At 53.4% G+C, this 26,096-nt stretch carries 23 protein-coding genes; 3 read left to right on the forward strand and 20 right to left on the reverse strand.

The genetic code is table 11. From position 1 onward, the window contains the following. Positions 1-19 precede the first annotated feature (19 nt). Positions 20-970, forward strand: coding sequence for a cation diffusion facilitator family transporter (locus tag QT230_RS03695; RefSeq protein ID WP_308320183.1), 951 nt, complete (start codon positions 20-22; stop codon positions 968-970). Here QT230_RS03695 and QT230_RS03700 read toward each other — a convergent pair. Then, a complete protein-coding gene (locus tag QT230_RS03700) occupies positions 959-2,131 on the reverse strand; it encodes an MFS transporter (protein ID WP_308320185.1) in 1,173 nt (390 codons plus the stop codon). The two genes, QT230_RS03695 and QT230_RS03700, sit on opposite strands and share 12 nt — an antisense overlap. A 138-nt stretch (positions 2,132-2,269) precedes the next feature. Between QT230_RS03700 and QT230_RS03705 the strand changes: the two genes are divergently transcribed. Continuing rightward, entirely contained in the window at positions 2,270-3,655 is a 1,386-nt protein-coding gene (locus QT230_RS03705; protein WP_308320186.1) for a PLP-dependent aminotransferase family protein, read from the forward strand. Positions 3,656-3,711: 56 nt separating this feature from the next. Here QT230_RS03705 and QT230_RS03710 read toward each other — a convergent pair whose 3' ends face one another. The 11 genes from QT230_RS03710 to kdgD all read right to left on the reverse strand — a co-directional run bounded on the left by QT230_RS03710 (position 3,712) and on the right by kdgD (position 15,130). Further along, positions 3,712-4,659, reverse strand: a complete 948-nt coding sequence (locus QT230_RS03710; RefSeq protein WP_308320187.1) for an AEC family transporter — start codon at positions 4,657-4,659, stop codon at positions 3,712-3,714. Between the two features lie 86 nt (positions 4,660-4,745). Further along, positions 4,746-5,762 carry an Ldh family oxidoreductase gene (locus QT230_RS03715; protein ID WP_308320189.1) on the reverse strand — a complete coding sequence of 339 codons (1,017 nt, stop codon included), beginning with the start codon at positions 5,760-5,762 and terminating at the stop codon, positions 4,746-4,748. A gap of 117 nt (positions 5,763-5,879) precedes the next feature. Next, positions 5,880-7,454 carry an aldehyde dehydrogenase (NADP(+)) gene (locus QT230_RS03720; RefSeq protein ID WP_308320190.1) on the reverse strand — a complete coding sequence of 525 codons (1,575 nt, stop codon included), beginning with the start codon at positions 7,452-7,454 and terminating at the stop codon, positions 5,880-5,882. Between the two features lie 66 nt (positions 7,455-7,520). Further along, the gene (locus QT230_RS03725; protein ID WP_308320191.1) at positions 7,521-8,276 is read right to left on the reverse strand and encodes a FadR/GntR family transcriptional regulator; all 756 of its coding nucleotides are present in this window, start codon (positions 8,274-8,276) and stop codon (positions 7,521-7,523) included. A gap of 65 nt (positions 8,277-8,341) precedes the next feature. Next, complete coding sequence (locus QT230_RS03730) at positions 8,342-9,142, reverse strand: NAD(P)-dependent oxidoreductase (protein WP_308320192.1); 801 nt, start codon at positions 9,140-9,142, stop codon at positions 8,342-8,344. A 49-nt stretch (positions 9,143-9,191) separates the two neighbouring features. Continuing rightward, complete coding sequence (locus QT230_RS03735) at positions 9,192-10,052, reverse strand: amidohydrolase family protein (protein WP_308320194.1); 861 nt, start codon at positions 10,050-10,052, stop codon at positions 9,192-9,194. Between the two features lie 2 nt (positions 10,053-10,054). Beyond that, entirely contained in the window at positions 10,055-11,191 is a 1,137-nt protein-coding gene (locus QT230_RS03740; protein ID WP_308320197.1) for a mandelate racemase/muconate lactonizing enzyme family protein, read from the reverse strand. 39 nt (positions 11,192-11,230) lie between these two features. Next, positions 11,231-12,511 carry a TRAP transporter large permease gene (locus tag QT230_RS03745; RefSeq protein WP_308320199.1) on the reverse strand — a complete coding sequence of 427 codons (1,281 nt, stop codon included), beginning with the start codon at positions 12,509-12,511 and terminating at the stop codon, positions 11,231-11,233. A 3-nt stretch (positions 12,512-12,514) separates the two neighbouring features. Further along, positions 12,515-13,051, reverse strand: coding sequence for a TRAP transporter small permease (locus tag QT230_RS03750; protein ID WP_308320202.1), 537 nt, complete (start codon positions 13,049-13,051; stop codon positions 12,515-12,517). A 75-nt stretch (positions 13,052-13,126) separates the two neighbouring features. Continuing rightward, positions 13,127-14,152: a TRAP transporter substrate-binding protein gene (locus tag QT230_RS03755; RefSeq protein WP_374694439.1), complete on the reverse strand. Its 1,026-nt coding sequence runs from the start codon at positions 14,150-14,152 to the stop codon at positions 13,127-13,129. A 60-nt stretch (positions 14,153-14,212) separates the two neighbouring features. Next, the gene (gene kdgD, locus QT230_RS03760) at positions 14,213-15,130 is read right to left on the reverse strand and encodes a 5-dehydro-4-deoxyglucarate dehydratase (protein ID WP_308320204.1); all 918 of its coding nucleotides are present in this window, start codon (positions 15,128-15,130) and stop codon (positions 14,213-14,215) included. 516 nt (positions 15,131-15,646) lie between these two features. Between kdgD and QT230_RS03765 the strand changes: the two genes are divergently transcribed. Then, positions 15,647-15,964: an NIPSNAP family protein gene (locus QT230_RS03765; RefSeq protein ID WP_308320206.1), complete on the forward strand. Its 318-nt coding sequence runs from the start codon at positions 15,647-15,649 to the stop codon at positions 15,962-15,964. Positions 15,965-16,001: 37 nt separating this feature from the next. Here QT230_RS03765 and QT230_RS03770 read toward each other — a convergent pair whose 3' ends face one another. The 8 genes from QT230_RS03770 to QT230_RS03805 all read right to left on the reverse strand — a co-directional run bounded on the left by QT230_RS03770 (position 16,002) and on the right by QT230_RS03805 (position 26,084). After that, positions 16,002-17,687, reverse strand: a complete 1,686-nt coding sequence (locus QT230_RS03770; protein WP_308320208.1) for a thiamine pyrophosphate-binding protein — start codon at positions 17,685-17,687, stop codon at positions 16,002-16,004. Between the two features lie 101 nt (positions 17,688-17,788). Next, the gene (locus QT230_RS03775) at positions 17,789-19,306 is read right to left on the reverse strand and encodes a tripartite tricarboxylate transporter permease (RefSeq protein WP_308320210.1); all 1,518 of its coding nucleotides are present in this window, start codon (positions 19,304-19,306) and stop codon (positions 17,789-17,791) included. Continuing rightward, a complete protein-coding gene (locus tag QT230_RS03780) occupies positions 19,306-19,776 on the reverse strand; it encodes a tripartite tricarboxylate transporter TctB family protein (RefSeq protein WP_308320212.1) in 471 nt (156 codons plus the stop codon). Before QT230_RS03780 ends, QT230_RS03775 begins: the two co-directional genes overlap by 1 nt. 69 nt (positions 19,777-19,845) lie before the next feature. Beyond that, positions 19,846-20,829, reverse strand: a complete 984-nt coding sequence (locus QT230_RS03785; RefSeq protein ID WP_308320214.1) for a tripartite tricarboxylate transporter substrate binding protein — start codon at positions 20,827-20,829, stop codon at positions 19,846-19,848. A gap of 306 nt (positions 20,830-21,135) precedes the next feature. After that, positions 21,136-22,461 (reverse strand): enolase C-terminal domain-like protein, encoded by a 1,326-nt coding sequence (locus tag QT230_RS03790; RefSeq protein ID WP_308320216.1) that lies wholly within the window; start codon positions 22,459-22,461, stop codon positions 21,136-21,138. Positions 22,462-22,511: 50 nt separating this feature from the next. Then, positions 22,512-24,080 carry a galactarate dehydratase gene (garD, locus tag QT230_RS03795; RefSeq protein ID WP_308320218.1) on the reverse strand — a complete coding sequence of 523 codons (1,569 nt, stop codon included), beginning with the start codon at positions 24,078-24,080 and terminating at the stop codon, positions 22,512-22,514. Then, on the reverse strand, positions 24,061-25,623 hold the full coding sequence (locus tag QT230_RS03800; protein WP_308320220.1) for a tripartite tricarboxylate transporter permease: 1,563 nt from the start codon (positions 25,621-25,623) through the stop codon (positions 24,061-24,063). Before QT230_RS03800 ends, garD begins: the two co-directional genes overlap by 20 nt. Positions 25,624-25,640: 17 nt before the next feature. Beyond that, positions 25,641-26,084, reverse strand: coding sequence for a tripartite tricarboxylate transporter TctB family protein (locus QT230_RS03805; protein ID WP_308320221.1), 444 nt, complete (start codon positions 26,082-26,084; stop codon positions 25,641-25,643). Positions 26,085-26,096 lie beyond the last annotated feature (12 nt).

Raw genomic sequence — 26,096 nt, forward strand, 5'->3', positions numbered from 1 at the left:
GCATTGGAGCAGAACGGCCGTGAAGACAGAAGCAAGAACCTTAGCCTTTTCCGCTTTTATGGCGTTGTTGATTGGCTGTGCGGGCATCATCGCCACTTTAGCGTCTAACTCCCAAGCGATCCTGCTGGATGGATTATTTAATCTTATCTATTTCAGCGTCGCGCTGGTGACCATTAAGGTCAGCAAACTGGCCAGCCGACCCGACAGCGATTCCTATCCGTTTGGCTACAGCTACTTTGAATCATTGGTGAACCTGTGCAAAGGGCTGTTGATTCTGGGCGTCTCGATATTTGCCTTGGTCGATGCGATTGCCGCGCTACTGACGGGCGGTCGCGAAATTGCAGCGGGCTTGGCGGTATTGTACGCACTCTTCGCTACCGCTGCCTGTTCGTTAACCGCCTGGGTAATGCACCGTAGTCAGCGTCACATGAGCAGCCCCCTGGTCGCGGCAGACAAGTTGAATTGGCTGGTTAACAGCGTTATCTCTGCCGCCGTGTTAGCCGCCTTCTGCCTGGTGATGCTGTTTGAGCATTTAGATTGGCAGACGATTCTTCCCTATGTGGATTCAGTACTTGTCATTGCAGTGGTGGTGCTCTGTTTGGGCGTACCCATACGCATGGCCTCCCAAGCGCTGCAAGAGTTGCTCAACAAAACCCCGGAAGAAACCATCGCGCAGCCCGTTCGCCAAGCAGTCGCGCGGGCCTTGGCAGACACCGACACGCAAGAAGTGCGCGTGCGCATCGTGCGACCGGGCCGGTTGCTGTATGTCATCGTGCATGTGGTGCTGCCTGCGACAACGCCCGAGGCCTCAGCCGATACCTCAGCTTATGCTTCAATAAGCACCCAAGATGCCCTGCGGGCGCGTATTGATGACGAAGTGCGCCGTTACTACTCGCCCGTCGTGTGTGACGTGGTGTTTACCGCCAATACCCGTTGGGCGGCACCCTCATGCGGGCTGCTAGTCGAATAAGAGACGTATCGATTTGACCAGCAGACCGGTGACCGCGATAACAGCACCGAGCAAAATAGCGCCAAAGAGCGTGAGGGCGGCCGCATGGCCCAGGTAGTCGATAAGTACGCCCGTTGTCATAACGGGCAGACTGAAGCCTAGGTAAGCCAGCAAGAAAAACCCGGCGCTAGCTTGGGTAGACGATGCTCCAGCGAGCGCCAATACGCCACTTAGCCCACCCAAATAGATAAACCCATAGCAGGCGCTGCTGGCCACCACGGCGCCCAGTAGCACGGCCACGAGATATCCTTGAACGGCCCCCCAAGCGACCAGCCCATAGGCAATCGGTAGAATAACCAGCCCCAACAGAGTAGCCCGATAGGGCGAAAGCTTTCTTGCCCAAGGCTGAAACAGTACGCCACAGCTACAAATACCGAAGGTAGCGAAACCGCTCCAGGCGGTTAATTCGTGCTGACGCAACGCCGAAGGTAGAACCGCAATAACCAATCCCACCACTGCCCACGCCAACATAATGGCCAGCCCAAAGGGCAATGCGCCTTTAGGAAAGCGGGGAAGGCGCAGCATAGGGCTTTTCATGGTACTCGGCGGGTTCTCCTTAAGCGTCATGGCCAAGACCAACGCGAGCGAGGCGGCAACCAGATAAAGCCATAAGCTGGGAGGCGAAATGCTGGGTGTATGCAAGAGAAACAGGCTGGTCACGGCGGCCCCAAGACCAAACCCAAGCGCGGTGCTGGCAGTGACATAGTTGGTGGCTACACGTGAGTCTTCACCGCTTAGCAGCGATTGCATATACGCGGGCGCAACCGCCGACATCAGGGCCGTTCCCACTCCCAGCAAGAAACGGGCAGCTCCCAGCGCCAGCAAACTGGGCGCAATAAGTAAGAGACTGGTCGCGCAAAGGCTGAGTAATAGCGCGGTAATAATCAACGCTTTGCGCCCTACCCGCTCGGCCAAGCCATTCAATCCCAGTAAGACCGGCATAATGCCGGCCACATAGCACGCAAACGCCAAGGTGGTGGCGCCAACCCCCAAGCCGTCCCGCGCCGCGATAGCATTGTAAAGTGGGGCCGGTAAGTTGACCGCGGTTGTAATCATACACAGCGCAAACGCCAGACGGACGGCACCGCTGCTGCTAAGGGAGCGGCTCATAGCTCGGTTCATAGCTTTTATCCTGACTAAGCAATCAATTGAACCGTTACGCTCGCATCCTTAAGGGCGATGGGTAAGGTACACTTAACCATCATTATCGCGACACTGTTCCGCTTTTTTAGCGAACGGTTGAAGGCAACAAGGCCTGTTATGAAACTTACGGTGAACCGGTACGCTGCTACCCCGATTACGCAACAGCTCGAAGAGGGCATTCGCTGTTGGATTCAACAGCACGGCGCAGGCGGCGGTCGCCGTTTGCCCTCTATCCGACGCCTAGCAGCTACCCACGACATTAGCCGCAATGCAGTGATTGAGGCGTATGAACGGCTGGTGGCCGCGGGATTAGTACGCTCAAAACCCGGCTCAGGATTTTATGTCGCCGATCATGCCACAACGCTATCTAACGCGGCGTCTGACAACTCCCTGCAGGAAGTGACTAACGGGCTATGGGGGCTGTTCAGTGCTAACGAGCATACGCTTAAGTTGGGCTGCGGCTGGCTGCCCAGCCACTGGCGTGAGAGCGACGACCTTACCCACGCGATTCGTCAGGTGGCGCGCAAAAGCCGCTCGGAAATTTTTGAGTACAGTACGCCCCATGGGCCGTTAGCGTTGCGCAGCTTAATTCAAGAACGCCTGCGCCCGCTGGCCATTACCGCAGACGCCCAGCAAATTGTGATGACGGGCGGCGGCAGCCATTCACTGGACTTATTAGTACGCATGCTGCTGGAGCCCGGCGACGTGGTGTTTGTCGAGTCGCCAGGGTATTACAACCTATTCGGGCTGCTGCATTTGCAGCGCATACGCGTGATTGGCGTGCCGCGTCTTTCTGACGGGCCGGATATTGAGCATCTGGAAGCGTTACTAGCACAGCACCGCCCTAAGCTGTTCTACATTAACAGCGTGTTCCATAACCCCACGGGCAGCACCCTTACCGCGGCGGTGGCGCACCGAGTGTTACAGCTAGCTGAACAGCATGATTTTCAGATTATCGAAGATGATATCTACGCGGATTTCCAGCACACCCCGACAACGCGATTAGCGGCGCTGGATGGTTTGCAGCGCGTTCTCTACCTGGGCAGCTTTTCTAAAAGCCTCTCCTCTTCGCTAAGGGTAGGTTTTATCGCCATGCCCACACCACTTGTGCAACGGCTGGTGGACATTAAAATGTTGACCAGCATCTCCTCTTCACGCTTCGCCGAACAGGTCATCACCACCATGCTACAAAACGGCAGCTATCGGAAATTGGCCGAGCGGCTGCGAACCAAGCTCTCCAGTCAAATGGCAATGGCCTTAGCGCTGCTTCACCACTCTGGCTGGGAGGTCTACACCGAACCCGCAGGCGGCATGTTTGTATGGGCAAAGCCCCCAGCGGCCATCACGCCTGAAACCCTGAATCAACTGGCAAGCCGGTGGGAGATCACCCTCTCGCCGGGGCACTTATTCTTTGCTGATCATCAGCCGACACCCTGGCTGCGGCTCAACGCTGCCTATATGCAGGATCCCAGGGCGAAGGCATTTATTGAAGCAGCACAATAATTGTCACCACCCCCGCGCCAAACAAAGCATAAACAGCGACGACCAAGCGAGTGCCACTATGAGAGCACCCCGAAATAACGCATCAACCCAATCACCACGCTAAACGTCACAAAGGAGGCCAGCGTAGCGGCCATTAAGGCGCCTGCGGCCACGTCTGCCATGCCGTAACGCTGACCTAACAGCGGATAAATACTCGCCATGGGGGCAGCAGCGAAAAGAATCGCTCCCGCAAGCAGCAGTGGATCTGACGTAGGCATGATTAAAAAAGCCAACACGATGGCCAACGGATGGAGAATGAGTTTACCCACCGCGATATGGCTGACATCCATGACCACACCACGTACATGGAGACCATAGATTGCTCCCCCGATAACAAAAAGTGCCGCCGGGCCAGCCGCGTTAGCCACCATATCAATCGCCTTGGTCACTGGGCCTGGCAAGCTAAACCCCGATAAGGCGATCACTACGCCTATAAAAATGGCCATCAAGACAGGATTTTTTATCAGCCGACTAGCCGTCTGCTTAAGCGTGCGAGAAAGACCGCCACCCGACTGTCGTCCCATCTCCGCCAGTATCAACGCGGCGGGTATGATCAGCAAATTCTCAATAATCATACTTAACGTCATAAAGGTGGCCGCCGGCGGCCCTAACACCATTGCCGCAACGGGATAGCCGGTGAAGGCGCTATTGGAGGCCGACATCCCCAGGGCAAACATAGCGCCGTTTTGCAGGGATTTTTTCATGATAAAAACGGCTAGCCCTAAAGCCAGTGAGAAGATGGTCGCCGAGCCTAATCCATAGGCCAATAAATAATCGACGTTAAATACCTCCTCAAGCGGGTTTTGCGTTAGGGCACGGATCACTAGCGCAGGTAGCGCAAAGTACATCACGAAGCTGCCGACACCCTGCATCTGCTCGCGGCTAACGATCCTCAATCGCATAGCCACAAAGCCCATACCGATAATTAAAAAGATCGGCGTGGTGATGGCTAATATTTCAAGCATGATTGTTCCCTCTTACCCACGCTATCCCCACACACTCTCACCAGCGACTCTACCAACAGTGCCTCATCGCATTAGGAGTAACGCGGTTATTGGACAGTCAGTTCGTTGAGCTCGTCATAGAGCGCCTTGGGGAAGGTAATACCATTGGCTTGACTACGCGCCCTCGCCTCAAAGCGACGCTGGGAAGGCAAGCGTGCACCTTGACCCAGAATACCCTCGAAAAGGACTTCAGCGTGTTTGAGATGGCTCGCTGCGTCCTTACCTAGAAAAGCCTCAGGTGACATCGCGATAATTAGTTCGCCATGAAAAGGCTTGCCAGTTTTCTCTGCATTCGCTGCTTGGGTTTCATGGCCTAGCAGGTCGCCAATCAGTGGGCCCGCCAACAGCTCCACCATGGTGGAAAGCGCCGAGCCTTTATAACTGCCAAAGGGCAACATCGCGCCAGCGAGTGCGGCCACCGGGTCAGTCGTCGAGTTCCCCTCACTATCGATCGCCCACCCCTCGGGGATCGACTTACCCGCTCGCCGATGAAGCTCTATCTCGCCACGGGCGACCACGCTGGTGGCAAAGTCAAACGTATAGGGCGTATTCCCTGGACGGGGCCAAGAGAAAGCGATGGGGTTGGTGCCCAAAAGCGGCGAAGTACCACCCGCCGGAGCCACAAAGGCGTGGCTGGGTGTCATGGCCAACGCTACCAGCCCTTCTGCTGAAAGCGCTTCCACTTCGGGCCACAGGGCGGAGAAGTGAAAGCTGTTGTTAATCGCCAGCGCCGCAATTCCACTGCGTTTAGCTTTCTCAATCAGATGAGGCTTACCCATTTCAAACGACAGCAGCGAGCAGCCCTTATTGGCATTAACCTTGACGACACTGGCTGCTTGGTCAGTGATGGTCGGCTCGGCTTGGGTATCAACACCGCCGTTCAAGGCGGTTTGGACACACCCAATCAGCCGGTATAAACCGTGGGAATGGCATTCATCGCGTTGGGCTGCCATGACGCTGCGCGTAATCGCGTCAGCATGGGGCTGGCTAAAGCCATTATGGGTGAGCACCTTGTTACTCAGCGCTTCGGCGTGTTGTAGAGAAATAGTAATATTCTCGTTCATATCACAACTAACCTTCTATTTTTAATACTTATTTTATTAAACGCGTCTTTAAAAACCGCGCTAAAAAAAGCAGGCATTCAATGCCTGCTTTCGAACTTCAATAGTGAAAGTTATCTTTTAAATTTCGCGTTTGCCGTCAACTAACCGCGACACCTTAAGCGGGTTGCCCTCTTTAAGCGCATCGGGCAGCAAGCCTTCAGGCAGGGACTGGTAACAAACCGGCCGTAAGAAACGGTGAATAGCCGCGGAACCGACTGAGGTCGTGCGCGAATCAGACGTAGCCGGGAACGGCCCGCCGTGCACCATGGCGTGACAAACCTCGACACCGGTAGGCCAACCATTGGCGAGAACACGTCCTGCTTTACGCTCAAGGGTGGGCAGCAGCGCTTTAGCGGCATCCAGGTCGGCATTGTCCATATGCAGTGTGGCGGTGAGCTGGCCTTCCAGCTGTTCAGCCACGCGCTTTACTTCCGACGCATCTTCGCACTCAACAATCAGCGAGCTAGCGCCAAACACTTCCGCTTGCAACGCTTCAGAAGTGAGAAAATCGCTCGCTGAGGCAGCAAACAGGCCCGTTTGGCACTGATAGTCGCTGCCGGTTTGGCCTCGGGCAATTTCGCGTGCGTTGGCTGCGCCGCTTAGGCTGGTCACACCCTCTTGATAGGCACGGTGGATACCCGGCGACAGCATGGTTTGTGCGCCGCTAGCTTCCACTGCACCACGTGCTGTCTCGATGAAGGCGTCAAGCTCCGGGCCTTTTACTGCAACCACCAGACCGGGGTTGGTGCAGAACTGGCCCGCGCCCATATTGAGCGAACCGACAAAGGCTTCGCCCAGGTCTTTACCACGCGCTTTCAGGGCTGCGGGTAGTAAGAAGACAGGGTTAATACTGCTCATCTCAGCGTAGACAGGGATAGGCTGAGGGCGTGCTTGGGCGGTTTGCATCAGCGCCATACCACCACTACGCGAGCCGGTGAAACCAACCGCTTGAATGCGCGGATCATCAACTAGCGCCTGACCGATTTCATTACCGGCGCCAAACAGTAGCGAGAACACGCCCTCGGGTAAGTTGCAGGCTTTCACAGCTTTTTGAATCGCCTTGCCCACCAGCTCTGAGGTACCTGGGTGCGCAGAGTGGCCTTTTACTACCACCGGACAGCCAGCAGCCAGGGCTGAAGCGGTATCGCCACCAGCTACCGAAAATGCTAGCGGAAAGTTACTGGCGCCGAATACAGCGACTGGGCCCAGGGCGATATGACGCTGGCGCAGGTCGGCACGCGGCAGTGGTTGACGCTCAGGCATGGCCGGGTCGATGCGTACATCAAGCCACTCACCAGCACGCACAACTGAAGCGAACAACCGCAACTGCCCGCAGGTTCTGCCCCGCTCACCCTCGATGCGCGCTTGAGGCAGACCGGTTTCGGCCATAGCCCGCTCGATAAGCTCGCTGCCAATCGCTTCAATTTCACTGGCGATGGTTTCTAAAAAGGTCGCGCGCTCTTCGAGCGACGTTTCGCTGTAGGTGGCGTAGGCCGTTTCTGCCAGCTCGCAGGCTTGCTCAACGTGAGCTCGACTGCCGCCGACATAAATAGGTTCAAGCTTTTCTCCGGTTGCAGGGTTAACCGCTTGAATGTTGGCCTGGGTGCCGGTCACTGATTGTTGTCCAATCAGCATTTCGCCTCGCATTGTCATACGTCGCTCCTTAAATGGTCAGTGATACCCTGGGTCGCCCGTGTCGCGTTGCTACTGTGCGCGTTACTACTTTTCCAGATACTGGGCATAGGTATTGCGCGCCCGGTTAAGGTGCTGAAACATTGTTTCGCGGGCAGCTTGCGCATCGCGGGAAAGAATAGCTTCGAGAATATAACTGTGCTCTTCCTGAACGCGCTCTAAATAGCGCTCGGAGGAGATCGGATTAATATCAATACTCAGCAGTTTGGCGCGGGGGATCACGCTCTGACTCCACTGCTTGTAGAAAGATTGGAAAAAGGGATTTTTGGTCGCGGTGGCAATCGCAAAGTGAAATAGATAATCCTCTTCACGGGCTTGGGTTTTTCCAGCATACGCGTTACTAAAGGCAAGGTGCTGCGCTTCCAACCGCTGACGATCTTCATCGTCATGGCGTAAGGCAGCCAGTTCAGCCGCCGCTGGCTCTAAGGTTAGCCGCAGTTCCAGCAGGTGCAAGATATCTTCCACAGTCGTGGGATTAATACGCTCTGCAGGACGCGCCTCTACTGTGGAAGAGCGCAGCACCGAGGTGCCTACGCCTCGCCGGGTCTCCACTAGCCCCAGAGACTTAAGATGGGTAATCGCTTCACGAATCACAGTGCGGCTAACACCAAAGGAGTCACACAGGCTGTTCTCGGTAGGGAGTTTTTCCCCCACCGCGACTTTACCCTGGGTGATCAACGCTTCCAGTTGGTCGGCCACATGCACGGACAAGCTTCCCTGCTGCGTCACTTTAGTTACTTTAAGCGGTTTTAGGGCAGATGCCGTTGCGCTGGGTTTGGCCATGGAAGCTATCCTTCATTAATCAACTAATTGTATTATATCGTACAACCTAGGTCTTATAAGCACCACTAAGCGTCGTTAGGATGGCCTATTTTAGTAAATTTACCTCCCTGATACCGCACGGCTAGGTCATCTTTATCAATATCGCGGTCAAGCTGTTCCGTTTCAACCCGCCATGGCTCAGAGCTATCCTGCGGACGCCAGCCTAAGAAGCCGGCATGAGAATTGTCCCACCATTTCTCAGCATTATCCGACGCTCCGTAGATCACCGTATACCCTAAACGCGGCGTTACAAACGCACGCTGCAAAAGACTGACGAAATCGGCTAGGCTCAGCCAAGTGGCCATCATGCGGGTATCAGCAGGCTTATCAAAACACGAGCCGATTCTAACACTTAGTGTCTCGACACCAAATTTGTCGTGATACAGGCTAGCGAGGTTTTCACCAAAACATTTTGACACGCCGTACAGGGAGTCCGGCTTTTGTACTACCTGGGTGTCGATACGCTGATGGCGCTCATAAAAACCGATGGTATGGTTGGAACTGGCAAACACAATGCGTGTTTTACCTTGCTTCCGAGCCGCTTCATAAAGGTGGTAGGTACCCATAATATTGGCCTGCAAAATGGCTTCCCACGGGCTCTCTACCGACATCCCACCTAAATGAACGATACCATCACAATCGCGCACTAGACTGGCAACGGCCTGCGCATCGCTTAAGTCAGCTTGAACCAGCTCCTCGCCCTCGCTCGCTGTACCTAAATCAGCAATATCGGATAGCCGGACATGTTTGGCGAGTGTACGAAGATGAGGCCGCAGGCTTTTGCCAAGCCCCCCGGCCGCACCGGTCACGAGAATACGGTTTAACATATAAACTCCTTACTCTATTTTTAGCTACAGACTTTTAATAACTGAAGGGTTAAAAGCCATAAAGCGCTGCGGGGTTATCCACCAAAATCTTTTGACGAGTGCTCTCATCCGCCCAATGCAACAAAACATCTAACTGTTCGGGATCGCTTGGAAACTGTTCTCTAGGTACGCCAACATGCGGCCAGTTGGATCCCCATATAATCCGTTCGGGAGCGTGCCCAATAAGCCGCTTAGCGATGGGGCCGACATCGGCATACTCAGGTCCGCCGCTCAGGCTGGCTTCATATCCCGCGCAGATTTTCATCCATACATTACCGCGATCCAGCAAGCTAAGCAGTTGGTCAACGTGGTGGTCGTCAGCGGCCACCGGCGGCATAAATTTGCCGATATGGTCGATGATGTAATCGGTTTCGATCGCTTTTAGCGTGGACAGATAGTCATCAAGCTCACGGCCATTGAACTGCACCATCAAGTGCCAGCCGAAGGCTTTTATCCGTGCTTCCACCTCTGCTAATCGATCTATTCCTACAGCACCGCCGGGCAACTGCATAATCCTGGCACCGCGTGCTCCTTGAGCGTGAAACACTTCAATTTGGGATTCGTCAGCATCCGGCGCTATCGCTACAATCGCTCGGGCGTACTCCTGCCCAATTTCCGCCACACCCTGTAAAATCGCCCGATTATCAAACTGGTAGGCATTGGGCTGGGTCACCACAACGCGCTCCAACGAGAGCCATTTCTGAAGCTTTTGGTAGTCAGCAACGGTGGCCAGTTCAGGGATTTTGGGGCCACCAGGCTGCGCTTCATAGCCGGGTAGATAAAGGTGAACATGGCAATCTGTTGCTCCTGCAGGCGCTTTTAATGCAGGTGGTGGTCCTGTTAACGGACGTGTATTAGCGGGAATAGACAACGTTATTTCTCCTTGAGCGCGTAGGTAGACAGCGCGTCGCGATTAATCTCAATACCCAACCCAGGGCCATCAGGAATCGTCATGACCCCTTGGGTATGCTCAAGGGGTGTTTGAACAATAGCCTGGCGGAAAGGGTTTTCGGTACGGTCGAACTCCATAATAGGTTCAATAGGCTTGCGGCGCGGCGGGTTAGGCGGTAGCGCGGCCATAAATTGCAGGCTGGCGGCCAAACACACCGCAGTACCCCATACATGGGGCACCAAACGCACGCCGTGCATGGCCGCCATATCAGCGACTCGGCGCATTTCGCTAAAACCACCTACGCCACAAATATCCGGTTGCACAATATCGACCGCACGACGTGACAACGGCGCCTGCATGGCATAGCGACCGTGCCAGTTTTCACCACTGGCAATAGGAATCGGCTGCCCGGCGCGAACGGCTTCATAGGTAGAAATTTGCTCGGGCAGCACAGGTTCTTCAAACCAGTCGATACCAAACGGCGCGGCGCGCTGCCCTAGCTCAATGGCTTCCAGGTAGTCGTAACCATGATTGGCATCTATCATCATGCGCATATCCGGACCGATGGCATCACGCACGGCAGCAATCACCTCCAGATCCTCCTCGACATCGAAGCCGATTTTGATCTTAACGGCGTGAAAGCCTTCGCGGCGGTAGCCTGCCACTTCGGCGGCGATATCGGTGACTCGGTCAACACCTGCCCGAGCGAACGAGCCGGTGGCATAAGCGCGCACGCTCTCGCGAAAGCGCCCGCCTAACAGCGTAGAGATCGGCACGCCAAAATGCTTACCTTTGATATCCCACAGCGCAATATCAATCCCGCTCAAAGCCGTCACGGTTAAGCCGCGCTGGCCTTGGTCGCGTAATCGGTTATAGAGCGTTAGCCATATTTTTTCCGTTTGCAGCGGGTCTTCGCCTATTAGTGACTGGGCGTAGACCCCCACAATCGCAGCGTTAGGCTTAGCTGGCCCCAAGCACTCGCCCCAGCCAATGGTGCCATCATCGCAGACGATTTCGACCAGGCAGTGCTGGCGGCGCGAAAAATGCATAGAGGCACTTTCAAACGCCGCCTCAAGTTGGTAATCGAGTATATGGGTGTTTACGGTGACGACTTTCATAATTGATCTATCCTTTTTAGCGGCTTTTTGAAAGCGCCCTTATTGGAAAAAGCTGGGTAACGTCAAAGAGATAGCGGGTACGTAAGTCACCAGCATTAAGGCTGCAAACAGTGCTAAGAAGAACGGCCAAATAGTGCGTACCGCTTCCTCGATTTTAATTTTGCCGATGACACATCCGACAAACAGACAAGCCCCTACGGGTGGTGTACACAGCCCTAACCCCAGGTTCATCATCAAAATAATGCCAAACTGGATCGGATCCATGCCGAACTGCATGGCTACCGGCAGAAAAATAGGCGTACAAATAAGGATTAACGCAGCCATGTCCATAATCATACCTAAAATCAATAGGATGATATTAAGCATAAGGAAAATAACCAGCGGCTTATCGGAAATCGCCATCAGGCCTGTCGTCAGCATTTCCGGAACATTGTAGAGCGCTAACAGGTAAGAGAATGCCGATGCACACCCAACTAAAATCATTACCAGCGAGGTGGTTTTTACCGACTGAACAACAGCGGCTTTAAAAGAGGCCCAGGTCAATTCACGATAAACCAGACCGGTCACGATAATAGCGTAGATAGCGCCGAAGGCACCGGATTCTGTCACAGTCAGAATACCCGAGAGCACCCCGCCGACGATAATCACTGCAGTCATCAGGCCAGGCAAAGAGGCGAAAAAACTGACCATCAATGCATGCCAGCCAGGGAAAGCTTCGCCCTTATAACCGCGCTTCACCGCTACAATATAAGCAGCAACGGCTAAGCTAACGCACATTAAAATACCTGGGACAATACCAGCGATAAACAGTTGGGTAACGGAGATACCACCACCCGCCGCGACGGCATAAAGAATCATGTTATGGCTAGGGGGGATCACTACGCCCGCAATCGATGAAGTTACGGTGACGTTCACGGCATAGTCGGCGTCGTACCCCTTCTCTTTCATCACCGGGATTAGGATAGAACCTAACGCCGAGGTGTCTGCCACTGCCGAACCAGAGATTCCCCCGAACAGCATGGAAGAGCTAATATTTACCATTCCTAAACCACCGCGCACTTTACCCACCATCGCTGATGCCAAGCGCACAAGGCGAGTGGAGATACCGCCGTGCATCATTAGCTCACCAGCAAATATAAAGAAGGGAATAGCGAGCAATGAAAAAACCGAAATACCAGACAGGATGCGTTGAAAGGCAACAAATAGCGGCAAGCCTTCATACAGGAAGGTAACAACCGCAGCTAAGCCAACAGCAAAGGCGACCGGCGCACCAACTAAAAGGCCTAGAAAAAAAATCCCGAAAAGAATGATAAGCCCCATCGTTTAAACCCTCTTAACTTTTCGAGTTAGTAAGCGCTGCACAATATCAGCGGCTGCAAAAAGCATTATTAGCGCACCGCATATCACCAGCGGGGCTGCACGCCAACTCTCTGACAGGCCTATCATGGGAATTGCCCTTTCCAAGTTAGTCATTACGAGTGTCCAGCCTTGGAAAGCCATAAAGCCGCCAAAAAAGAGAATAAAAAGATCCGCGAGGTGATGCATAAAGCCTCGTATAGGGCCTGAAAAGCTCTCACGAACAAAATCAATATTAAGGTGGGTATGGTGCCTCACACCCGCTGCAGCCCCTAAACAAGTGATATAAACCACCATCACTAGTGCTGCTTGCTCGACCCAAGTAGGCGTGTTGTTAAGCACATATCGACCGAAAACTAACCAACCAAATATAGCGATCAAAGCAACGAGTAATATACCTGCGGTTAAGATACATAAAACGGCAATACCATCTAATACTCGATTCAGTGAGCCGCTTTTTTTTGCGTCTTCTTTATCGACTATTGTTTCAAGTTCGACACTCACGGCACTTTCCTTTTAAACTTTCGGCAGCAACTAAGAAACACCTAGTTAACTGCCGAAAGCGTGTGGATGATATTTTTACTCGGTGGCGCGAATTTCTTCGATTAGCTCACCTGTGCCAGGGTTATTAGCAATAAACTCCTCATACATGGGTTCCATCAGTGCTTGGAAGGCAGCTTTATCGTCAACTTCATTAATTTCCACGCCGTGATCAAGAACGATTTGGCGACTTTTTTCAGAGCTTTCTACCCATAGCTCACGCTGACGTTTGGAAGCTTCTTCGGCTACTTCACGAACAATGTCCTGATCCTCTGGTGAAAGTTCTTCCCAGCTGGACTTAGCGACACACAAGCATTCGGGAATAATCAGGTGCTCGGTTAACGAGTAGTAACCCGTTGCTTCATAGTGGTTGCTTGACTCAAAAGAGGGATAGTTATTTTCAGCCCCATCGAGCACGCCGGTGGTTAAGCTTTGATAAACTTCACCGTAAGACATCGGCGTGGCATTACCGCCCATGGCGGCGATCATATCGACGTAAAGATCGTTATTCATTACCCGAATCTTTAAGCCTTCGACATCTTCAGGGGTTTTAATGGGCCGCTGGGTGTTATAAATGCTGCGGGCACCCGAATCGAACCATGAAAGAACCACCAAACCTTTATCTTCTAAGGCATCGGCAAAGCGCTCGCCAATTTCACCGTCCATTACCGTATGCATATGCTCTACGTCATTGAATAGGAAGGGCAACGAGAACACATTGGTTTCTGACACGATGGGGCCCATCGGTCCCATATTGAAATTGGCAAAATCCAGCGCCCCGTTGCGGGTCTGCTCAATCGCGTCTGATTGATCGCCTAGTACAGCATTGTTATATACGCGAGGCGTGACGCGGCCTTCTGTTTGCTCTGCAACAGCTTCAGCAAACTCCTCTAACGCCACAGTATTAGGATAACCGTCAGGGTGAATATTCCAGCCACGCCAGTTGTCAGCTTGGGCAGGCAGTGCCAACGCCATGAGTGCCATTACGCTAGCGGTAGGCAGGATAGCTTTTAAAGAGCTGGTTTTCATAGTGATGGCACTCATGCAGTTATTGTGTGTGCGCATGTATAACTTCCTCTTATTATTGGCAATTACTTACTAACTATTAGTGATAGTTAGAGCGGATTAATACTTCTTTGCTACATTGATAAGCGCTTCAAGCTGCTGGCACTCATCTTTAGTGGGCATTGCCAGCGGAGCGCGTACACTGCCTGCAGGTCGGCCAATAATGCCCGCACCGGCTTTGATCAAGCTAACGGCGTAACCTGCTTTTCGGTCCCTGAGATCCACGAAAGGAATAAAAAAGTCGTTAGTGATCTGTTTCACGACGTCTTTATTACCTTTGCGTAACTCCTTGTAAAACGTTACCGCCATTTCCGGTACGAAGTTGAAAACGGCAGAAGAGTATGTATTCACGCCAATAGAGACATAAGCTTCAGCAAAAATCTCAGCCGTTGGCACGCCACCGATATACACCAATCTGTCGCCAACGGTTTTGACGATTTTATTTAACGCCTGAATATCGCCTTTGCCATCTTTCAGCCCCACTAAATTAGGGCAATGATCGGCCAGTTGCTGAACCGATGAGGCATTCAAAATGCCATTGCCACGGTTGTAATAAATCACGTTGATTGAGGTGGCATCACAAATTTGGCGTGCATACTCGACTAAGCCATCCTGTGGGCACTCTGTCAGGTAAGGTGGCATCAACAGAATGCCATCGGCGCCCGCCTCTTCAGCCGCTTTTGCAAAGGCTTTGCCTGTCTCTACGCTTAAGCCAGCACTGGCAATAACCGGCAAACGTCCGTCAATCACCTCGACCGCCACGCGAACAATTTCGCGATATTCCTCTAGAGAAAGACTGAAAAACTCCCCCGTTCCACCCGCGACAAAGACCGCAGAAATCTCGTGGCTAATGAACCACTCAAGCCGCTTGCGATAGCTCGCTTCATCAAAACGGCCCTGACTATCGAAGTCCGTGATGGGGAACGACAGCAAGCCATCGCCGATGGCATTCGTTATTGCTTCTCTTGAAAACGTCACGTTGCGCCCTCGCTATAAATGCCCGTTCGCTGAGCAGGTTCGCTTAACCAACTGGCAAGTACCCTATGTAATACATCATACAAAATGTAAGGTAGGGTTAAGGGACATGCAAAGCAAGCAGAACTAACGTAATTTAAACCAAAGTTGCAGCTGCCAGCAGGTAGAAATATGGACATCAAAATTGCGGTTACGTACTACCTCCCGATAGAACCAAGCCATTGATGATGTCACGATTTGGCGAATTTTTATTGCAGTACTGTATGATGTAATACAACATGTCATTAAAGACAACACGAAAGGCGATGAGGCACAACGAGATAGAGCGTAACCTCCTAATCTGGTTTGAATAATGCAAATTGATCGAGCTACCTGTGGTCTTAAATTAAACGCTAATGCAGAGTCTATCTGCTATGCCTACTGCCCTAAATCCACGCTCGTTAACACTCTGGATTCCCCACAGCCTTGCCGACTCACCTCCCTGTTACCGAGGCTGTCTAATCATCAAGGAGTATCACCATGCTGTATGACCACCGTACCTATACCTGCATACCTGGCACGTTGAAGAAACAGATGGCGCTCTACGAAGAGCATGGCTGGGCCATCCAAAAGCGTCACCTTGGTGAGCCTTTGCTGTACGGCCCGGTCGAAACCGGCAATGTGAATTCCTATGTACATATCTGGGTGTTCAAAGATGCCGCTGACCGTAGCCAGCGGCGCGCCGCTATGCAGAGCGACCCAGAGTGGGCCGCCTATCTCAAGAAAAGTGCCGAGGCGGGTTATCTAATCAGCCAGGAAAACAAGATTGTTGTCCCCGCCCCCTTTTTTAAAGACTGATTTCTTTATTAATGGGTTTCTTCATGAACGGGTCTATTCATGAACGAGCTTTAGCTGAGCGCAGCGCCGTAACGGTGGTGCGCGTCGAAATCCGCTCGGGGTCAGTCACGAGTTCTATCACGGCGGGGCGACCCGAGGCCATGGCCCGCTCCAGGGCGGGCTTGAAACCGGCCGTATCGCTAACACGTTCGAAATGCGCGCCAAGCCCTGCTGCCAATTGGCCAAAGTCGGGATTCACCAGGTCGGTTCCCGAGACACGGTGAGGATGTTCACGCTCCTGGTGCATGCGAATCGTGCCGTAAGTACCGTTGTTAAATAGCAGCACGATGGGCCGCCCGCCATGCTGCACGGCGGTAGCGATCTCGACACCGCTCATCATAAAGCCGCCATCGCCGACAAACGCCAGCACACACTTATCGGGCTCACGTAAAGAAGCCGCCACGGCGGCAGGTACCGAATACCCCATCGCTCCGCAGGTTGAACCAATGATCCGGCCGGGGCGCTGGTAGGCCAGAAAGCGCTGCGCCCACCCGGTATGGTTTCCGGCGTCCAGAGTGACAATACACTCCTTCGGCAAGCTATCGCGTAACGCATGCACTGCCGCGCCCATATCGAGCGGGTAATCATGTGGCGGAGGCAAAATATCGGCAAGATACTCATCGCGAAGTGTTTTGCACCACTCACTCCAGCGGCTGCGCTGCCCCCAATCGTGAGCTGCTAACGCTGCAGCCAGCTTATCAGGGGCCGAAACAACGCCCAGCGCCGGGCTAAACACACGACCTATCTCATCCGGGTCAATATGCACGTGTATCAGCGTCTGGCTGGGAGTAGGAGACGTCAGCGTAGTATAAGTTCGGGTAGTCATCTCGCCGAGCCGGGCACCGAGGACCAGCAGCAGGTCTGCCTCGGCAAGGCGCTTAATCAGTGACGGCACTACAGCAGTACCGAAATCACCAACGTAGCATTCCGAGGCATTGTCCACTATATCCTGACGGCGAAATGAGCAGGCTACGGGAATGCCGTTAGTTTCAGCGAAGGCGCGTATCTGCACACAGGACTCATCCGTCCAGCCCGATCCACCTACCAACATCATCGGACGCTCGGCACGGGAGACCAGGGCAGCGATTTTCTCGACCTCCTCCACGGCAACACCAGGCCTTGACGGTGAATAGGGTTCAGCGTCTTCGACTTCGACGATATCGGTTAGCATATCCTCAGGTAGTGCCAGCACCACCGGGCCTGGGCGGCCTGACGTCGCTACCCGGAAGGCGCGCGCCATGTATTCGGGAATTCGACGTGCATCCTCAATCTGGGCGACCCATTTGGCGACACCGCCGAACATCACCCGGTAGTCGATTTCCTGAAACGCCTCACGATCCATAGAGTTACGGTCGACCTGACCGACCAAAAGAATCATGGGTGTCGAGTCCTGCTGAGCAATATGTACACCGATAGCGGCATGGCAGGCGCCAGGGCCGCGTGTCACCAGGCAGATCCCGGGGCGCCCTGTCAGCTTGCCATAAGCTTCGGCCATATTCGCCGCTCCGGCCTCGTGCCGCGCATTGTAGAGGGTAAAATGCTCACGCTGATCATAAAGCGCATCAAGCACTTCCAGATAGCTCTCCCCAGGCACACAGTAGCCACTATCGGCACCGTGTATAAGAAGCTGGTCAACTAGCACTTTTCCCCCAGTACGCGGTTTTGGGCGATTTGTTGTTGTCATGTCGGCATCCTAATGGCAGAGAAGAGCGCCCCCAGCCGTTCGTGATGAGCAGCACTGGAGGCGCATATCGAGTAACGGTAACCAATCCGGTTGTGTGCAAGCTAGGGAATGGCGTCGAGCTTCGGCTTCTTACGCAGAATCAGATAGGCAAATACAACGGTCAATACTAGGAAGAACAGACTGTCCATACTCGTCAAAAAGACGATCGGGTTACCGTCATTGAACGACAAGGAACGTCGCAAATACTGCTCCAGATCCGGCCCTAGAATAAAGCCCAGCAGCATGGCCACTACAGAGTAGTTATGCTTACGCAGGAAGAAGGCCAGCACGCCGAACATCAGCGCCAGAAACATTTGAAAAATTGAGTAAGTGGCCACGTAGCTGCCAACGAGCGCTACCACGGCGATTGAGCTATAGAGTAAGCCGCGAGAGATTGAGACGATGCGAATAAAGTACGGCCCAAACAGGAATAGCGTCAGCGGTATGAGGATCAAAGCACTCACAAACAACGAGGCAAACATGGGTGCAATCAGGTCAGCCTGCTGCTCAATTAGCCGGGGCCCTGGCTGTAGGCCATTGATAACCAAAACACCCAATACAATAGCCGTGGTTGGATCGCCCGGGATCCCGAACATCAGCATTGGCACGAAGGCACCGCCGCACATGGAGTTGTTCGCTGACTCCGCCGCGGCAATACCCTCTCGGCTGCCGTTACCATACTCCTCGGGCTTCTTCGAACCACGTTTGGCATCAGCATAAGCCACAAAAGCGGCCATCGAGCCACCCGCGCCGGGTAGAATGCCAATCGCATAACCAATGAAGGCACTCTTAATATAGGTAAAGAAGCCCACTTCACGGATTTCAGACCAAGGGGGAATAAAATCGCGCCGACGTATTTTTAAGCCCTTCGCTCGCTTAAGAGTGCCGTCAAGAGAAAGGTTCCAGTTCTGCGCCTGAACCAGCAGCTCACTGACCGCAAAAGCTCCGATCACCACTGGCATTAAGCCAATACCTTCGACCAGTAGTTCGGTACCGAACTCAAAGCGTGGAATCGGCTGAAGTACATCAATGCCTACTGTAGCCAGCATGATGCCCAGCGTCGTAGCGACAATGCCCTTAGCGATAGCGCCCTTATCGACAATGATGATCACCACCAACGCAAAAAGCACCAGTGAGAACTTCCCTGGGGTGCGGATCAGCAGCGCCAGCTCACCGGCAATGGGCATGAACGCCATGAGCAGTAACGCGCCGATTGCCCCACCAATCATCGAGCCCAGCGCCGCGTGACCCAGCGCATTGGCACCCTGCCCTTTTAACATCAAGGCGTTGCCTTCCACGGCGGTCATCATTGAGGACGGCGCACCTGGAATATTGATGGTGGTGGCCGTAATGCTGCCGGAGTACATGCCCGCCATAAAGATTGAGGCGCACATAACCAGCGCTGGCACAACGTCAATCGTGTAAGTAATCGGTAATAGCAGGGCTATCGCCAGTACAGAGGTAAGGCCTGGCATCGCACCGAAAAAGGTACCAATCAAGAAGCCGGCAATCATGAAACCAAGCACCTCCCAGCTCAACAGCGCTTCAAAACCGCCCAAAAAGCTAACAAACGTCTCCATCAGAACCCTCCTAACACAGGAGGCAGCCGCACCCCGAAAATACCCGCAAACAACCCATAAAAGAGCGCTGTGACGGCGATCACATAAAATACAAAGAAGGCAGGGCGCTGTTTCTCAAAGTCAAAAATAAGGAAGAGTGCTACCAGGAAACCCAGCGTAGCGGGCACATATCCTAAGGGACGAAACAAGGCGATGTAGATGCCTGTCGCCACCACAATCAGCAATGGCCTTAGCAGAGAGCCACCAGCGGCCGCCTCTGCTTCTTTGCGCCACTCCCCTACGATTACAACTATCAGCGCTGCATACATGATGAACGCCATAAGGATAGGCATGAAGCGCGGCCCCACAATGGTGTCGCCACCAAACTGGGAGCGTATGCTCAAGGCTTCTGCCAGGTAGATCGTGGTCAATATCAGCAGGAAGGCTGGAAACAGTACTGCCGACCTTCTAAAACGTTCGACATTGTTCATTGACTCAAAATCCTCTGCTTGAGTTAGCCATGGCACCGGTAACCGGCGCCACGCTCTTTGAGTGGCGAATTACTTGGACATCACGCCTGCTTCTACCAGCGCATCCATTTCGCTGAACAGTGACTCGGCCGTTTCATCAGCCCAGGCAGTCACCTCATCGGTACCCAGCCAGTTCGGCGTTACCCCAACGTTAGCCACCCACTCTTGAAACTCATCGCTGTCGTACGCCGTTTTGTAAGCGCTTTCCAGTACGTTAATGGCTTCTTCCGGGGTGTCTGCTGGTGCGGCAAACACAATAAAGCTGCCAATCTGGAGGTCGATCCCCTCGTCAGCGGTGGTAGGCACATCGGGATACGTCGGGTTTTGCGTGTCAGAGAACTCAACGAGACCGCGTACGGTGCCATCTTCCAGAAGGTTGGAAAAATCGCCCAGACTGGTGAGGGCAACATCGACTTCATCAGACAGAATGGCTTCTTTCTGGGGGGCGGCACCACCGGGATAAGAGACAATTCTGAACTCTGTATCGGTCAACTCTTGAAGCTGCAGGATCGCCAGATGGATACGCCCGCCAAGATTCTGAATGGCAACGCGAATCTCACCGGGATTTGCCTTAGCCGCTTCGATAAGGTCATGAATCGTTTGATAGTCCGAATCGGCGTCAACGACGATAGCGTCTGGCTCGCTGGTCACCCGCGCAATCAGCTTCAATTTATCAATATCGTAACTGGGCAGCATGGCTTGCCAAGGCACGGTGACTAGGCTGTCGTAGGTTAATGCGCCGATGGTATAGCCGTCGGGCCGGGCGCTCATAAGCTGCCCAATACCGGTGGCACTCACGCCACCCTCGATGTTTTCTGCGTACATGGAAACATCGAGGCTGTCTTCCGCGATGGTGGTCAGTTTACGGACGATTCCATCGGTACCACCGCCGGCTCCCCAGGGCACAATGACGCGAATATCGCGCTCAGGATAGTCAGCAATCGCTGCTCCAGATAGCGAGGATAGCGCAACGACAGCGGCTAGGGTCAGCGAGAATTTGTTGTTTTTGTGCATTATGTCTACTCCTTGGTGCATACGCTTATAAGAGGTCTTGGTATGCGTTTTTAAGCAATATTTAATTGCCCACAAATGCCTGTAATCAGCTTATGAACAGACATACGATAAATCGCACTCAGTTACTCAAGATCATGCTTTAGAACTCTATGTAATACATCATACAACTTGAAACTTAGTGTGTTTCTTCCCACACGACAATAGAGAGATGTGCAAACTAGACCAAAGTCGGGTAATGACTCGTTTGGAAACATCCCTCTAAAGAGAATACGTTTATCTTAAACCCTCAGTTATTAAGGAAAAACTCTAACGAACGAGCGCAGGACGTTTAGGATCAAATTCCCAACCAGCAATTAAATACTGCATCGCCATGGCATCATTGCGCTGAGTCACGTCAAGGCTCTTGTAAAGCGCGTGCGCTTCTTTCAGCTTCTCCTCATCCAGCTCCACTCCTAACCCCGGCGTCTTGGGCACGGTCAGTTTACCGTCACGAATCTGGAACGGCTCCTTGGTGATCCGCTGGCCGTCCTGCCAGATCCAGTGGGTATCGATGGCGGTGATTTGGCCAGGGCAGGCAGCGGCCACATGGGTCATCATTGCCAGGGAAATGTCGAAGTGGTTGTTACTGTGTGAACCCCAGGTCATGCCCCACTCGTTGCACAGTTCCCCTACCATCACGGCACCCTGCATGGTCCAGAAGTGACAGTCCGCCAGGGGGATATCGACGGAATTAAGCTGCACAGCGTACTGTAATTGCTTGAAATCAGTCGCAATCATGTTGGTTGCTGTAGGCAGGCCGGTGCGTTTTTTGAACTCAGCCATGGTCTCGCGACCCGAGTAGCTCTCCTCTTGACCGCAAGGGTCTTCAGCGTAGCTTAGCAGGTGCTTGATCGGGTCGAGTACACGTACTGCTTCATCGAGCTTCCAGGCACCGTTAGGGTCGAGGGTCAAGCGCGCTTCGGGGAAAGCTTCATGGAGCGCACGAATGCAGTCGGCCTCTTCCTCACCGCGCAGCACGCCGCCCTTAAGTTTGAAGTCCTTGAAGCCATAGCGATCATAGGCAGCTTTTGCCAAGTTGGCCACGGCGTCCGGGGTGAGCGCTTCTTTATAGCGCACTTCATCCCAGGCATTCTTGGGGTTCTCGGCCTTTGGGTACGGCAGGTCGGTTTTTGCTGGATCACCCAGCAAGAAGAGATACCCGAGCGCTTCGACTTCATCGCGCTGGCGACCGTATTGACCCAGCAGATCGGCCACTGGCATACCCAACGCTTGACCGAACAGATCAAACAGCGCCGACTCAATGGCAGTGATCACGTGAACCGCCACGCGCAGATCGAAGGTCTGGCGACCGCGCTCTTCGCGACCATTGCGGGCCAAAACCTGGCGCGCATGATTCAGCGTCTGCTTAACGTTATTGACTTGCGAACCTTCGATAAGCGAGCGGCACTGCTCTAATCCTTTCATAATGCCATCGCTTGAAGGGATCTCTCCGACCCCTTTGTTTCCGGCGTCATCTTCGAGAATTAGCACACAGCGGATGAACCAGGGGGCATGGCCGCCGCTCAGATTGAGCAGAAAACCATCATAGCCAGCTACTGGTACAATACGCATGGATTTAATCTTGGGAAACATATTGCTCTCGCCTCTTAAATAATCAGCCTACAGGGGGTTAACCCGGAGGGTTATGTCACGGGTGCCGGATTGAACAGCACCAGATCGTTATGGATACCAAGTCGGTCAGCCGCGGCCTGTTGACGCCCACTTGCCACGTCGAGAATCAGATGAAAAAGCTCCCAGCCCACCGTCTCGATGCTGGCCTCGCCGGTGGCGATACGCCCTGCATCGAGATCGATAATGTCGTGCCAACGCCTTCCCAGCGCCGAGTTAGTGGAAACTTTCAGCACCGGCACCATGGCTAGCCCATAAGGTGTGCCGCGGCCTGTGGTGAACACCTGTAAGTTCATACCCGCCGCCAACTGGAGCGTGCCACAGATGAAGTCGCTGGCCGGGGTAGCGGCAAAGGTCAGCCCCTTGCGGCGTAGCCGTTCACCGGGACCGATGACATCGACAATCGGCGAGTTACCCGACTTGATCACCGAGCCCAGCGCCTTCTCGACGATATTGGAAAGCCCACCCTTCTTATTGCCCGGTGAGGTGTTGGCGCTACGGTCTGCCTGGCCTTGCGCCAAGTAGTTGTCGTACCACGCCATCTGCTCAATCAGTGCTCTACCCACGTCTTCGTCAATAGCACGCGGGGTCAGCAGATGTATGGCATCGCGCACCTCGGTGACCTCCGAGAACATCACGCTACCGCCAGCCCGCACAATCAAATCGGTTGCAAAACCTACTGCAGGATTTGCCGTCACGCCGGAAAAGGCATCGCTGCCGCCACACTGCATGCCTACCACTAGCTCGGAAGCAGGACAGGTTTCGCGTTGACGGCGATTGAGTCGCTCAAGGTGGCGTTCGGCCATGGCTAGAATACCCTCGACCATCTCGCCGAAGCCTTGGAAGGATTCATCCTGAAGGCTCAGCACGTTGGCATCAGGGTCGGCCGCCTCGGTGTTTTCGTAAATTTTCACCGGTTGATCGGCAAGCAAGGTGGAGGGTTGCAGCTTCTCGCAACCCAAGCCGATGATCATGATCTCGTTGCCAAAATTGGGATTCAGGGCGATATTTTTAAGCGTTCGAATGGGCACAATAGCCGCCGGCGCATTAATGGCGACCCCACAACCATAAGAGTGATTAAGCCCCACCACATCATCCACGTTGGGAAATCGCGGCAGCAGTTCGCGTTTGATTCGCTGTACGACGAAGTCGACGGTACCGGCAACGCACTGCACACTAGTGGTGATACCCAACACATTTTTGGTACCTACGCTGCCGTTAGCGTTGCGAAACCCCTCGAAGGTATAACCCTCAAGCGGCTCAGTTTCCGGTGCTGGCCGGGTAGCCAGTGGTAGATCCTCAAGCGCAGGCGGTATCGGCATGTGCAAATTAGTCTCGCTGACGTGCCCGCCCTGAGAAATAGGCGTGGCCGCCGTGCCGATAACCTCACCGTAACGAATGATTCGCTCACCCTCCGCCAGATCTGCAAGGGCCACCTTATGCCCCTGCGGAATAGCCATAGTGGTGGTGACACCGCCTTCTATGACAGAGCCTTCCTCAAGGCCACCCTGCTCAACCACAATGGCAACGTTATCGCTGGGATGTACTCGAATCACGCGCGCATTAGTCTTTGTTTGTGTCATGACCCTTTCCTGCCAATGTGTGTGTACTGCCAGTCACCTGTGACAGCTCCATCTTCTCTCGGGCGCGGGACTTTAGACCCATAACGATCGCGAACACCACCGAAGCCAAAATCAACCCCCAGAGCACCAGCGCGATAGGACTTTTGGTGAAAAAGATAGAGTAAGTGCCAAACGATTCCAGACTTTTAACGAAGTAGACCTCAGCTTGTCCGCCCAGAATAAAACCGATAATCAGTGGCGCAACTTCGAGCCCGATTTTCTGCACCAGATAGCCTAAAACACCGAAAATAAGCAGCGTCCAGACGTCAAACATAATCCCGTAGTTGATGGCATAGGCCCCCACTACACACATCATTACAATGATGGGGAAGAGAATATGCTTGGGCACCATCACCACTTTAGCGATGTACTTAATGGCAAAGAACATTAAGAAGAACATCACGATATTGGCGAACACCAGAGCCGTCATCATGACGTACCAAGTGTCGGCATTCTCAGGGATAAATAGTGGCCCTACCTGAATTCCCTGTAGCGTGAAGGCACCAATCAGAACCGCCGTCGTGGAGTCACCAGGAATACCCAGCGATAGCAGTGGAATCAACGCGCCGCCGGTCAGCGCATTATTGGCCGACTCTGAGGCAATAAGCCCCTGGGGCGCCCCTTTACCCATTTGCGAAGAATCACGCGTCAGGTTTTTCTCTTGGGTATACGCCAGCACGGAGGCCGCGCTGCCACCGACCCCAGGCAACATGCCCACGAAGGTACCGATAAAGGAAGAACGCACCAGATTGGTCAGGCGCCCCTTAAAAATCGAGAACGAAAAGAAGCCTCCCTTGCTCAGTTTAATGCGCTCGTTGACCAATCCACTCTTCGCGCCCTTTTCAGCCTCAAGCAGAATGGTGGAAATACCAAATACCCCGATCAGTACCGGCAGCAGCGAAAACCCTTCAAACAAGTAAGGTTCCATGAAATCGAACATCAGGCGGGTTTTGCCGTTACCGCCATCGGAAATACCGTAGTCACCGATTAGGCTCAACCAAATGCCGATGACGCCACTAAAGATACCAATCAGCATGCTGCTGGAGAGCGATGCAATGACACTTAACGCTAGCAAGATGATCAAAAATTTCTCCACGTAAGAGAATTTGATCGAGAAATCTGCCAGCATCGGCGCAAACAAGAACAGCACTGCGGCGCTGATAAGCCCACCGACAACGGAGGCTACAACGCATATTTTTAGCGCTTTCTCCCCCTCACCTTTTTGGGCCATGGGGTAACCATCAAAGGTGGTCGTGATTGAAGACGGTGTACCGGGAATGTTAAGCAAAACCGCTGGCACCATCCCACCAGAGATACCACCCACATAGAGGCCAAGCAGCAGTGCTAAACCGTGATGTAGCCCAAGTGCATAGGTCAGCGGCAGACAAACTGCCACCGCCATGGTGGCGGTCATACCGGGAATAGCGCCAAAAATGATACCGACCAGGGCGCCGAGACCAGCGAGTAAAAAGAAGGTTACGTCAAGAAATGCGAGAAATTCCATAGCAGCACTCGCTCCGGTCACGGTAGGGTGATAGTGAACAGCTTGGCGAGAATGAACCAGGCCAGACTAGGTGCAACGATGGCATTGATTACCAGGATGGTAATGGTCTTCTTTCTCCAGTCATGTAAATAAAGCAGTGACATAAGAAACAAGAAAACTATTGAAACTATTAGGAAACCATAGCCTGTGTAGGGAAACATGTTGCCTACCACTGCCATCAGATAAAAATATGCCGCGATTAGGGCGAGGGTTCCGAAGAAACGGAAATTATCTCTTGCCTCACCCACAATGGGCAGCGTGCGCTCTCCCCGTTTTACTGCGGCCATAAAGGGAGCTACCTTCGTCACTAGAATCAAGACAAAGAGTCCCGCCATGAGCCAGTTAATAACTTTCGGGAAGAACAGATGGGAGGTCTCGAAATCGATGGAGACACTTAGCAAACTTGATAGACCTGATTCCATAACAGCTCCGGG

The sequence above is a fragment of the Halomonas sp. SpR8 genome (genome assembly GCF_031010195.1).
Lineage (GTDB): Bacteria > Pseudomonadota > Gammaproteobacteria > Pseudomonadales > Halomonadaceae > Vreelandella.

Coding starts and splice junctions, on each gene's coding strand:
- QT230_RS03725 (WP_308320191.1), bottom strand. CDS start 8,276: ATGGCCAAACCCAGCGCAACGGCATCTGCCCTAAAACCGCTTAAAGTA.
- QT230_RS03710 (WP_308320187.1), bottom strand. CDS start 4,659: ATGCTTGAAATATTAGCCATCACCACGCCGATCTTTTTAATTATCGGT.
- QT230_RS03765 (WP_308320206.1), top strand. CDS start 15,647: ATGCTGTATGACCACCGTACCTATACCTGCATACCTGGCACGTTGAAG.
- QT230_RS03740 (WP_308320197.1), bottom strand. CDS start 11,191: ATGAAAGTCGTCACCGTAAACACCCATATACTCGATTACCAACTTGAG.
- QT230_RS03700 (WP_308320185.1), bottom strand. CDS start 2,131: ATGAACCGAGCTATGAGCCGCTCCCTTAGCAGCAGCGGTGCCGTCCGT.
- QT230_RS03705 (WP_308320186.1), top strand. CDS start 2,270: ATGAAACTTACGGTGAACCGGTACGCTGCTACCCCGATTACGCAACAG.
- QT230_RS03720 (WP_308320190.1), bottom strand. CDS start 7,454: ATGACAATGCGAGGCGAAATGCTGATTGGACAACAATCAGTGACCGGC.
- garD (WP_308320218.1), bottom strand. CDS start 24,080: ATGACACAAACAAAGACTAATGCGCGCGTGATTCGAGTACATCCCAGC.
- QT230_RS03715 (WP_308320189.1), bottom strand. CDS start 5,762: ATGAACGAGAATATTACTATTTCTCTACAACACGCCGAAGCGCTGAGT.
- QT230_RS03790 (WP_308320216.1), bottom strand. CDS start 22,461: ATGTTTCCCAAGATTAAATCCATGCGTATTGTACCAGTAGCTGGCTAT.
- QT230_RS03775 (WP_308320210.1), bottom strand. CDS start 19,306: ATGGAGACGTTTGTTAGCTTTTTGGGCGGTTTTGAAGCGCTGTTGAGC.
- QT230_RS03770 (WP_308320208.1), bottom strand. CDS start 17,687: ATGACAACAACAAATCGCCCAAAACCGCGTACTGGGGGAAAAGTGCTA.
- QT230_RS03755 (WP_374694439.1), bottom strand. CDS start 14,152: ATGCGCACACACAATAACTGCATGAGTGCCATCACTATGAAAACCAGC.
- QT230_RS03785 (WP_308320214.1), bottom strand. CDS start 20,829: ATGCACAAAAACAACAAATTCTCGCTGACCCTAGCCGCTGTCGTTGCG.
- QT230_RS03780 (WP_308320212.1), bottom strand. CDS start 19,776: ATGAACAATGTCGAACGTTTTAGAAGGTCGGCAGTACTGTTTCCAGCC.
- QT230_RS03805 (WP_308320221.1), bottom strand. CDS start 26,084: ATGGAATCAGGTCTATCAAGTTTGCTAAGTGTCTCCATCGATTTCGAG.
- QT230_RS03730 (WP_308320192.1), bottom strand. CDS start 9,142: ATGTTAAACCGTATTCTCGTGACCGGTGCGGCCGGGGGGCTTGGCAAA.
- QT230_RS03745 (WP_308320199.1), bottom strand. CDS start 12,511: ATGGGGCTTATCATTCTTTTCGGGATTTTTTTTCTAGGCCTTTTAGTT.
- QT230_RS03800 (WP_308320220.1), bottom strand. CDS start 25,623: ATGGAATTTCTCGCATTTCTTGACGTAACCTTCTTTTTACTCGCTGGT.